Below are 9,887 nucleotides of genomic sequence, written 5' to 3'. Positions count from 1 at the left end.
AATAATTTCTTACTTTGCTATTTATTAGTTCAAATAAATTGAAGTAAAAATATTACAAAATAATATATTAAACAATTTTTTAACCATTAATTTTATTAAATAATGAGAAATAATCTAAAAACGATGCATGTATAAAAACTAATCTTAACTATTATAAAAACAAAAAAATGTGCAACTTTCATTGCACATTTATATAGTAAGAAATTCTTTTATCAAGAATGTTATTTCATTTTTTGTGATATTTTCTAAATATTCGACTTTTTTATTTCAGCTAGAACAAATGTTGTAAAGCTCAACAAACTTTATCAAGAAGATTAAAAGTAAAATGATTTACAAAAAGTATAGTTTTAATTGTTTTTCTTATTTAATAAATATGCGCTTTTTCTTACTTTATATAGGATGAAGTAAATAGTAACTTTAAATCTTTATATTTGTATTATAAACTTCATGAAAAATGGACTACAAAATATCATTTCAGGAAAGAGCCAAGTTAGGCATGGAAATTCTATCCAAGCAATCTCCGGTTACCTTAGAAAAAGCAAGAGCCCAAGCGGAACGTTTGAGTCAGGCAAGCAAATCAAAAGTGAAGAAACAGCGCTAATAAAACAGTTCTGTGACAGGAATGGTTTCTGGATTACATCAATTAATATCAATGCTTTCATTTCCTCGGGAGCAGAGCAAAAAGTTTACCTTCAAAACAAGCATAAAGTAATAAAGCTAAATGATAGTATTTATTATGAAAGTTGGGAAGATTATTTGAATAATTTATTATTAAATAATTTCTATTTTCCTGATACTGCATATCAATTAATTGGTTTTTATGAACAAAACAAAATAGTATATGCCGTAGTAGAACAGCGTTTTGTAGAGTCTGATAGTGATACAGAATTAGAAAACGTAAAAGTTTTTTTAACCTCAAACGGTTTTGTTAACACCAGAAACAACGATTATTTTAATCCGGAATTAGGAATTATCCTTGAAGATTTACATGATGAAAATGTTTTGACTTTTCAGGGAGCTTTATTTTTTATCGACACCGTTTTTTATGTTATAGAAGACTTTTATAAACCTTAAATTATTTAGACTTAAAAAAAATCCGTACAAATCCGCGTTTTCGCGAAAGCGAATCCGTATAATCTGCATCTAAAATCGCCCCAATATCAGGGCGATTTTCTTTTATATCAAAAACTAATCTCAGGAAATTATCATCTTAACTCCCAAAATATGCTTGCAAATTCCTCTTTTACCCTGATAAGCCGTAAACCAGTCGCAGGTACATCGTTGCGAATTATTGTCGATAATAACTTTGTGCAAAACGCCTGAACCTTTTACTTTGGCTTCGATATAATTGGCTCTTCGTTCGACGATTTCGATGTCTTCGTTATCGATTAGTTTTTTGGCATTTTTCAACCTCGGATTCAGCGATAAAATACGTTCGGTTTTAAACGGAAGTCGGCGGTAAAAATGTGCTTTTTCGCTTAAATCATAACCCAATAATCCCATCGAGGATAAATTCGAAGCTAGATTGTCCATGGTTCCAAAATCGATATCATTTTCGATAGAAAGCATTGTTGGGTCAAAAGTTTCGTTTGATTTAAGTAAACTGTTTAAACCGTAAACCCATTCTATAGGTAAGTTTTCGGTCATGGTTTCGAGCACATTTCCTTCTCCTGAAAATCCTCGGTACGAATCTGGAGAAAATGCCATGAGAAGCTGCATTTTTCCAAACTCAGCCACAATCGCGCAAGTTTGTTTATCTGACGATTCGTAAATGAAAATTTTATCTACAATGGCCAAAATTCCTTCTAATAATCGTAAGCGCTGTACGCCGCCAATTCTAACGCTATCGGCCGTTGCCAAAGTCGAAAACATAAATTTTCCGGCTCTTTTGGTAATAAAAAAATCACCTTTTACGGTTCCTTTTGGTAAACTTTGAAACAACTGAATCGTCTGAATTTTATTCAATTCAAACTTAATATCCATATCAGCAAGATACAATTGTACGCTCGTTAAACCTTTTATCCAGCGCATGGGTAAAGTCACTTTTTTCTCCGTTACTTTTGCTTTGCTGGTTATCACCTGAACATCCTGCTGACCAACGGCAAGGGTTACTTTTTCGTTTTTCTGAATCGCATTTAAGGCATTCAGCATCGGGTCATTAAAATCGACATTCGTCGTTCCGTTGGCGATAAATTCTCCGTCGATCGCTTCGGGTTTCATGTCGAGTCGCACATAAACGCCATTGCAGGACGAAAACCCCTCAAAACGCAAACGTTCAGATCCTGCCGAAACAATAGGATCGCGAAGACTTGGCGGAGTTGGTCCAAAACTGGAACGAACGACTTTGGCAATCGTAGTCCAGCATTTTGCGGTAACATAAGGATCTGTCAAACTTCCCCAGAAAAAACATGGAATGTTATTGACTTCTTCAATTTCGGTTTGGTGTGCCAGAACCAGATTGTTGATGCCTTTGGTTTTACTGTAAGTCGAAATTCCTTTATAATTATATTCGAGATCTGTCATTTTTCTTTATTTTAAAATTTGCTTAATCAACGATTTAAGCGATGCATTATCTTTCCATTGCTCAAAGAAAACAATTGCCTGAGCCGATGGTTTCTGATTCGTTTTGGTTAATATATCAACATAATTTTCTATGATTTTCTTGAAGTTGGTTGGCAATTTGTCTTTTAAATCAAGATGAGCAAAGAATGAGTTCAACAATTTCAACAAAGCATTATTATGCAATGGCGAAACATCTTTAAGGGCAATTAATCCGTCGACTAATCTTAAAAATACGCCATATTTTTCGATTGTCAGATACGCTATTTTCTGAGCAAGAAGTTCAACATCAACAGCTTGTTTTTCGATTAACTGAATCAAAATTTCTGATGCCAATAATCGGATATCTTTTTTCTCCTGAAAGAAAGCGCACGCAAACAAAAGTATGCTAATGTCTGAGAATCGAAATTCTGGTCGGTTTATTACGTCCAGAAAACCTTTTAATTCCGGTTTTGCACCATCGGCAATTCCGCAATTATGTAGCAAAGTCAAAGCCAGCGCATCTGAGTTTTGTGGCATAATACTGTGCCAGAAATAGGTGTTTCCGGCATAATTTATATTATAATCCCAACTGTTTGGTCTGTTGTAAATATCCTGGCTGTACAACAAGTAATTCGGGATTTTAGCATAATTAGGCACGTCGAATCGCAGCTCATACCACGATGGCGTTCTCTCTTTTTGTTTGGTTTGATAATTTGTCCATTCATTCCATTTTTCTTTAAACTGAACTACCGGTTTAAAAGGAACAACCACAAACGGAACATCTTTTAAATAGGTATTTTCGAATTCAGGAAAAGTATCGTTAGGATAAAATGTTCGTGCCGCAACAGCCCAAAGTGATAAGTTTCCGGTTTCTTTGGTCGTTTTACCCATTGTTGCCAATAGTTTCGAGAAGATAGAAGTCGAATCTAAGTTTAGTTTTTCATCAATACCAAGACAGAATGTTAAAAGCGGTTTGAGTTCGCCTTCAACCTGATCAAGCAAAGGCAATGCTTCATCGATATTTTCTCTCGGCATACGCGCAATTGCAATGGCCAAATCGGTATAATCAATTTCTTCTTTTGTGTTTTGATACGCAATAATTCTTTCTAATAAAACTTTTGGAGCGACCCAATACGGTTTATGGCTAGGGAAGGAGAGTAACGGTAAAACCGAATCTGAAACGATTTTTTGCTGTACTTTTTCCAGCAAATATTTCATTAAAGTAAGCGTATTTATTTTTGCATAATGCTTGTAGGTACTGTCGAATTTGCCATTTATATTTGGAATTTTCTGCTGTAAAAATGACTTCAGGTAATTTTTATGAACGGCTTCAAAATAATGTTTCTGCAATTGCTTATTATACGGCTCTAATTGTGCTGTATAATCTGCGGGAAACAAATCGCGCTGTTGAATATAGACATTCATCAAAATTTCGGTATCCAAAATATCTTCCGATCCTATAAAATTTCCAAACTGAAAAACTATATCATTCCAATCCTTTGGTAACTGAACTTCTTCTGTAAGCAATAATTCTCGTTGAGGTTCGAATGTATATTCCTCAAGAGCAGCATCGTCAATCATTAAGGCATCTTCGTCTAAAAACTGCGTTAATCCTGATTTAATGTTTCCCTGCATTAACGTTACATACGACGAAAGTTTTTCTTTAAGAACCTTATCTTTTACGTTTCCTATTTTGGTTATGATTTTTGTGGCGCGTTCCTGCAAAGCCAGATCTGCAATTACGTAAACATCAGCAATTATTGCAGTAATTGTTGCGCTAAGTTTAGGATTCGATTTGGTCAGTTTTTCCAGAATTGGCAACACGTTTTTAATAGCTGCTTTGCAATCGCTGCGCATCATTAGCGGTTCAAGCCATTCCAGAAATGATTTGGTTTTGAATTTTGGATGATCGTATATTTTCTTGATCAATTCAATTCCGTAACTCGTAATTGGCGGATACGGATTGTGTAAATACGAGAATATATTTTCCTGATGAATGACAAGTTCATCGGCAGTAACATTAAATTCTTCGATTCTTTTTCTAAAGAAAGATTTCAGATTATTGTTCCATTCTTTGGTTTGAATCAGGATTGCATTTTCGATAAAGAAAGCGCGATCCATTTTATTTTCGTCTAATAATGACTTGTAGATAATTGCCCAGGTCTGGAATTCATCATGATTTTGTTTATCATTTTCCCTAAAGAAACTGTTATGCAAAATCGTTTCGTAATTAAACAATTCCGGAATATCCCTTTGATAAGCGAGTTTATCTTTTAGTAGATTATTGATAAAAGCCCGTGTTTTTACCTTTGCGCGCCACTCATTTGTCGCGGCAAGTGTCAAAGCATATAATTCAGGATTAAAGGACATTAAATCCTGTTCTTCTAATTTACGGAGCGTGTGATAATTAAATCCAACCCAATCTTGTCTTTTTACTTTATCTAAAATAAAAGTATCAAGCCAGTTGGGTTTTGCCCACAGTAAAACTTCCAGAACCTGAGGTTTTTCGTCAAGTTCGTTCAGTAAACTCAAAGCTTCATCCCAGGAATTAATATCGGCTTTATCAAATAAGGCGATGGCGCTAAGCGTGATAATATCACTTTGTTTTTTATCGCCGCGAGTTCCCCAGCCGTAATCGTGTTTGTCTTTTTTTACATAACCCGGATCTTTAGTAAGATCTGTATACGTCATGAAATAACGCTTACTTTTTTTGATGAGTTTTTTTAAAGCCTCAATATTTCCTTTGGATTTTTCTTTAAGAAAAGGCAGTAATAAATCTATATTTTTAGCTTTTAAGATCGCTTCATATTCTTCCAGAACTTCGTCAGATTTTGCGCTTTTGGCTGTTTTTGGTTTTGAAGCTACGGCAACATCACCGGTTTCTGAATATCCTTTTTTTACTTTTTCGGCAAGTACTTTTTCTGCTGATTTCAGACATTCTTCGTCTGTAGAAAATGATTTGGTTTGAGAAGTTCCTGATGTTCCGTTTTTTCCGTAAGTCACAGTATATTCTAATCCTGTAACTTCAATTTGCCAAAACTTATCAGAGTTTCCGTCGATGTATTTGAGGTATTTTTTCATGCTATTTTAGGGACTGTATTGATAAAAAATAAAGTGTGCGTATATTCTCAAAAATATAAAATTATTAAGGTTTATCAGTGTTTTTAAATGAAAATTTTGGTTAAAATTCATCTCCGTTTTATAAATAATTATGTGAGAATATTTTAGAAATGTTAAAATATATTGTAGATTTGTACCTGAAATGGAAATGAAAAACATACATAATAACTCATCAGTAAGACAATATTGCGATCTTTTAGCCGAATTTATTTCAGCTAAAGGCTCAGGATGTGATGTGTATTTTAATGAATTGAAAGCGTGAATCGTAATTACAAGTTCAACATAAATATATAAAAGCGTCCTTTTCAGGGCGCTTTTTTTGTTTTTGTCACAGAGAATAAAGTAAAAATGCGACAATATAGATTACTTATCAGGATAGAAAATGTACTTTGACTCGCTCAGTATGAAAGAAAAAGAAGTTTTAACTAAAATAATTAAAAAAATAATGAACCAAAGTTTAATGATTAAATCTAATAGCGAAATATAATCTTGAAAAGTAATCTGGTGAGATACAATCAATTGGTATAATTATGAATCTGCAGGAATATGCGGACAGGGATTTCTTTGCTCTAACACGAACTTAAATTGCTGATTGTCAATAAAATAAATGTTAAAAATGATTTGGATAATTGATCTTTTCCACTATATCTTTGTCGAAGAAATTTGAAGATAGAATTTCAAACAATAATGATTTAAACATACAATACAATAAATACAACACAACAAATAAAAACAAAATGGATTTTAAATATAACTCATATAGCGCAGAATTACAGGCCCCAGGATTCGTTTCGGGACGTTTTACAATACAGGTGCATGAATGGCAGTAGGATAGACATATCTTATGCAATCTCATGAAGCACCTTTAATCGGGTGCTTTTTTTATGCCTAAAAATTTGTTTCGAGATTCAAAGGTTCAGAGAAGCATAAGTTTAAAGGTTAAACAACTGATAGTTATCGGGCGTAGAAAAAAAATATACAATGCTTAGTGCTTTTAGCCATAGTAGCAAATTACCTAAGATTTACAATAATTAAAAAAATAAAATATTATGAATAACAATACACTAGAAAAATACAAAAGAGCAATTAGATTAAAATATGAAATAGAGAAAGAAGGCGAATACTTCGATTATTTGTACAGTCCATCTCGTGGAAAACTACGTGACTTTTGCTGGCTTATTTTCGAGAATAACGCAACTCAGGATGACTTAAACGTTTTTAGAAATTTATTTTCTATAGATTTTGATCATACCAAAAAGAATAAATTTAAGGAGCAAAAAGACAAGTTCAGACCTATTGAAACCTTTTTTAAAGGTGAAACAGATCCATCTAATATTGATGCAATAAATCTGGCAGCAGTTATGGTCGATTTTCAACCGCGTCCTTTTAAAAACTTTAATAAAATGTGTAGAATCGAAGATGCAAAACAAGTTGAAAGCAGCTACAGCGCTAAACAAGCTGTTGAAGTTGAGAACAAAAGAAGAGAAATAGCGAGTCTTGTAAAAGATAAAAATGAAAAATCAGGAGAATATCCTAAACACAGAAATCTTTTTTCAAATTTCGCAACTCTGTTTTCTAAGAAAAGAGATCAGGAGAGATATCCGGGAAACCCAAGGTTCTCGAGTGGCTAGAACACTATTGTTCAATTGAAGGAAATCTTCGTGAAATAAAAAACGGCTGTCTTTGTAGACAGCCGTTTTCCGTTTGGTTATATTATTTTGATTTAATTATGATCGTAGATTTTAGCGTAAAGATCTTTGTAGATTTCTTTGATAATTTTACGCTTTAGTTTCAAAGTTGGAGTCAATTGTCCGCCATCGATAGACCAGACATCAGGAGTTAATTCAAAACGTTTGATTTTTTCCCAATGACCAAATTTCTCATTGATTCCTTCTACTTCTTCGTCGATACGTTTTATTACGTCAGGGTTTGCACTAATTTCTGCATTTGTGCTTCCTAAAGTTATTTTATGAATTTTTGCCCATTCTTTTACAAAATCAAAGTTTGGCTGGATAAAAGCTGCTGGCATTTTTTCTCCGTCACCAATTACCATAATTTGCTCAATAAAACGAGATTGTTTCATGGCATTTTCAATCAACTGCGGAGCAATATATTTTCCTCCTGAAGTTTTGAACATTTCTTTTTTACGGTCTGTAATTTTCAGGAAACCTTCGCTGTCAATTTCACCAATATCTCCGGTATGAAAATATCCATCCTGCAACGCTTCGGCAGTTTTTTCATCATCTTTAAAATAACCCAACATTACATTAGGTCCTTTGCAAAGTATTTCTCCGTCTTGTGCAATCTTAACTTCAACGTTACGAATTACTTTTCCAACAGTTCCAATCTTGAAACCTTTGTTTCTTTGGTCGTTTACAGCAATTACTGGCGATGTCTCAGATAAACCGTAACCTTCCATAACCGGAATTTCTGCAGCAGCAAAAACTCTTGTTAAACGAGGTTGCAAAGCTGCACTTCCTGAAACCATTAAATCTAAATTACCTCCTAAACCTTCTTTCCATTTACTGAAAATAAGTTTTCGGGCAATTTTTAACTGAAACTCATACCAGAAACCATTTGCTCCGTATGGCTCATATTTTAAACCTAAATCGATAGCCCAGAAAAATAGTTTTTTCTTGATTCCGGTCAGTTCGCTTCCTTTGGCATAAATTTTATCATATACTTTTTCTAAAAGTCTTGGTACAGCAGTAATTACTGTTGGTCGAACTTCTTTTAAGTTATCACTAATTTTATCAATCGATTCTCCAAAATAAACGGATACACCATAATATTGATAGATATACAAAATCATTCTTTCAAAAATATGGCAAATAGGCAAGAAGCTTAATGCGGTACTTTTTCCTGCATCAAACGGAATCCTTGGTGCGCTGTCCAAAACATTCGACACAATATTTTTGTGCGAAAGCATAACGCCTTTAGGTCTTCCTGTGGTTCCTGATGTATATATAATAGTGGCTAAATCGTCTTCTTTTATACTGTCTTTGCTTGTTTCAACCTCGTTCTGATTACTTTCGTCTTCACCAAGCGTCAATAATTCAGACCAATGTTTACAGCCTGCAATTTCATTAAACGAGTAAACCTCTTTTAATGCAGGCACATTTGCTTTTATGGCATTTACTTTTTGAAGTACTTCTTCATCAGACACAAAGCAGTAAATACTACCGCTGTGATTTAATATGTATTCGTAATCTTCTTCGGCAATTGTTGGGTAAATAGGAACGTTTTGAGCTCCAGTTTGCAGAATACCAATATCCATGATATTCCATTCGCTGCGATTATTTGAAGTAATTAAAGCAATTTTATCATCTTTTTGAACGCCCAAACGTAATAATGCTCTTGAAACAGCATTAGCTTTTGCAATATATTCCTGACTAGATGTTTTTTCCCAGACTCCATTTTTTTTGGTTGCCAAAGCAACTGGAAGGTTGTAAGTTTCTTGTTGATAATAGGGAAAATCAAAAAGGCGTGTGATTGAAACCATGTTTAATATATTGAATTTTACCGCAAATTAAATAAAATTTAGGTATGATTTTTAATTTTATACAATTTTATGGGAAAAATTATAGGTAATATAGAAATATTACGAAAACGTTTTCTTTTTTGTAGTAATTTTTTGAAATACAGAGAAAATCTTATATTTTATTCAAATTTCGAATCCGATTATTGTACATTATAATCGACGTAATCTTTTACTCTTTCGCCCATTAAAAACATTTTTTTCTTGGTAAAATGAATAGAAAATTGAGAGTAATTCCACACTTCACTTCCGTTATCTCTGTACCAGAATGTGTAAGATGCACTATTAAAACCTTCTTTAAAAACCGGAATTCCTTCTTCGGTACATTCGATTCCCCAGTTAATTTTTGTTTTTGTTAAATCATCTGCCTGAATAACACCAGTTCCATCCGGATTTAAAACCGTACTTGGCGTTTTTTGACCTGTTGGGATGTAAGTTCCCGGAGCAGGATAACCAATAGTTGTCGTGATATAATGATCACGGCCGTTATAGGTAATTTGATCTACCTGAACTTGTGAATAGGATTGTGCAGAAACAAAAAATAACGTGATAAGTAATAAATGTATCGATTTCATTCTATGTAGGTTTAAGTGTTTTTGGAAACGAAAAAAAAAATCTGTGGCATAATTTTTTTGGCGAATATAGTTCAATTTTCATTAAAAAAATGAATCCAAATTACAAGAATGAG

The 9,887-nt window shown here is 33.4% G+C and carries 6 protein-coding genes; 2 read left to right on the top strand and 4 right to left on the bottom strand.

The annotated features are described in order from the left end of the window. The first annotated feature begins 447 nt into the window (after positions 1-447). On the top strand, positions 448-1,074 hold the full coding sequence (locus tag ASF10_RS14330; protein WP_056250368.1) for a hypothetical protein: 627 nt from the start codon (positions 448-450) through the stop codon (positions 1,072-1,074). A gap of 120 nt (positions 1,075-1,194) precedes the next feature. Here ASF10_RS14330 and ASF10_RS14325 read toward each other — a convergent pair whose 3' ends face one another. Beyond that, positions 1,195-2,523, bottom strand: coding sequence for an SWIM zinc finger domain-containing protein (locus tag ASF10_RS14325; protein WP_056250365.1), 1,329 nt, complete (start codon positions 2,521-2,523; stop codon positions 1,195-1,197). Positions 2,524-2,529: 6 nt separating this feature from the next. Continuing rightward, the gene (locus tag ASF10_RS14320) at positions 2,530-5,622 is read right to left on the bottom strand and encodes a DUF6493 family protein (RefSeq protein WP_056250362.1); all 3,093 of its coding nucleotides are present in this window, start codon (positions 5,620-5,622) and stop codon (positions 2,530-2,532) included. 1,088 nt (positions 5,623-6,710) lie between these two features. Here ASF10_RS14320 and ASF10_RS14310 point away from each other — a divergent pair. Further along, positions 6,711-7,292: a hypothetical protein gene (locus ASF10_RS14310; RefSeq protein WP_056250358.1), complete on the top strand. Its 582-nt coding sequence runs from the start codon at positions 6,711-6,713 to the stop codon at positions 7,290-7,292. Positions 7,293-7,384: 92 nt separating this feature from the next. On the opposite strand, the gene ASF10_RS14305 is transcribed toward ASF10_RS14310, so the two are convergent. Together ASF10_RS14305 and ASF10_RS14300 are read right to left on the bottom strand one after the other, a co-directional pair. Beyond that, positions 7,385-9,163 carry an AMP-dependent synthetase/ligase gene (locus ASF10_RS14305; protein WP_056250356.1) on the bottom strand — a complete coding sequence of 593 codons (1,779 nt, stop codon included), beginning with the start codon at positions 9,161-9,163 and terminating at the stop codon, positions 7,385-7,387. A gap of 179 nt (positions 9,164-9,342) precedes the next feature. Continuing rightward, positions 9,343-9,774: a hypothetical protein gene (locus ASF10_RS14300; protein WP_056250354.1), complete on the bottom strand. Its 432-nt coding sequence runs from the start codon at positions 9,772-9,774 to the stop codon at positions 9,343-9,345. Between the last annotated feature and the right edge of the window lie 113 nt (positions 9,775-9,887).

The sequence above is a fragment of the Flavobacterium sp. Leaf82 genome, assembly GCF_001422725.1.
Taxonomy (GTDB): domain Bacteria; phylum Bacteroidota; class Bacteroidia; order Flavobacteriales; family Flavobacteriaceae; genus Flavobacterium.
This window is presented reverse-complemented; position numbering and strand designations above follow the sequence as displayed.

Excerpts from the sequence above, each read along its gene's own strand:
- ASF10_RS14330 (WP_056250368.1), top strand. The coding sequence starts at position 448 with ATGAAAAATGGACTACAAAATATCATTTCAGGAAAGAGCCAAGTTAGG.
- ASF10_RS14325 (WP_056250365.1), bottom strand. The coding sequence starts at position 2,523 with ATGACAGATCTCGAATATAATTATAAAGGAATTTCGACTTACAGTAAA.
- ASF10_RS14320 (WP_056250362.1), bottom strand. The coding sequence starts at position 5,622 with ATGAAAAAATACCTCAAATACATCGACGGAAACTCTGATAAGTTTTGG.
- ASF10_RS14310 (WP_056250358.1), top strand. The coding sequence starts at position 6,711 with ATGAATAACAATACACTAGAAAAATACAAAAGAGCAATTAGATTAAAA.
- ASF10_RS14305 (WP_056250356.1), bottom strand. The coding sequence starts at position 9,163 with ATGGTTTCAATCACACGCCTTTTTGATTTTCCCTATTATCAACAAGAA.
- ASF10_RS14300 (WP_056250354.1), bottom strand. The coding sequence starts at position 9,774 with ATGAAATCGATACATTTATTACTTATCACGTTATTTTTTGTTTCTGCA.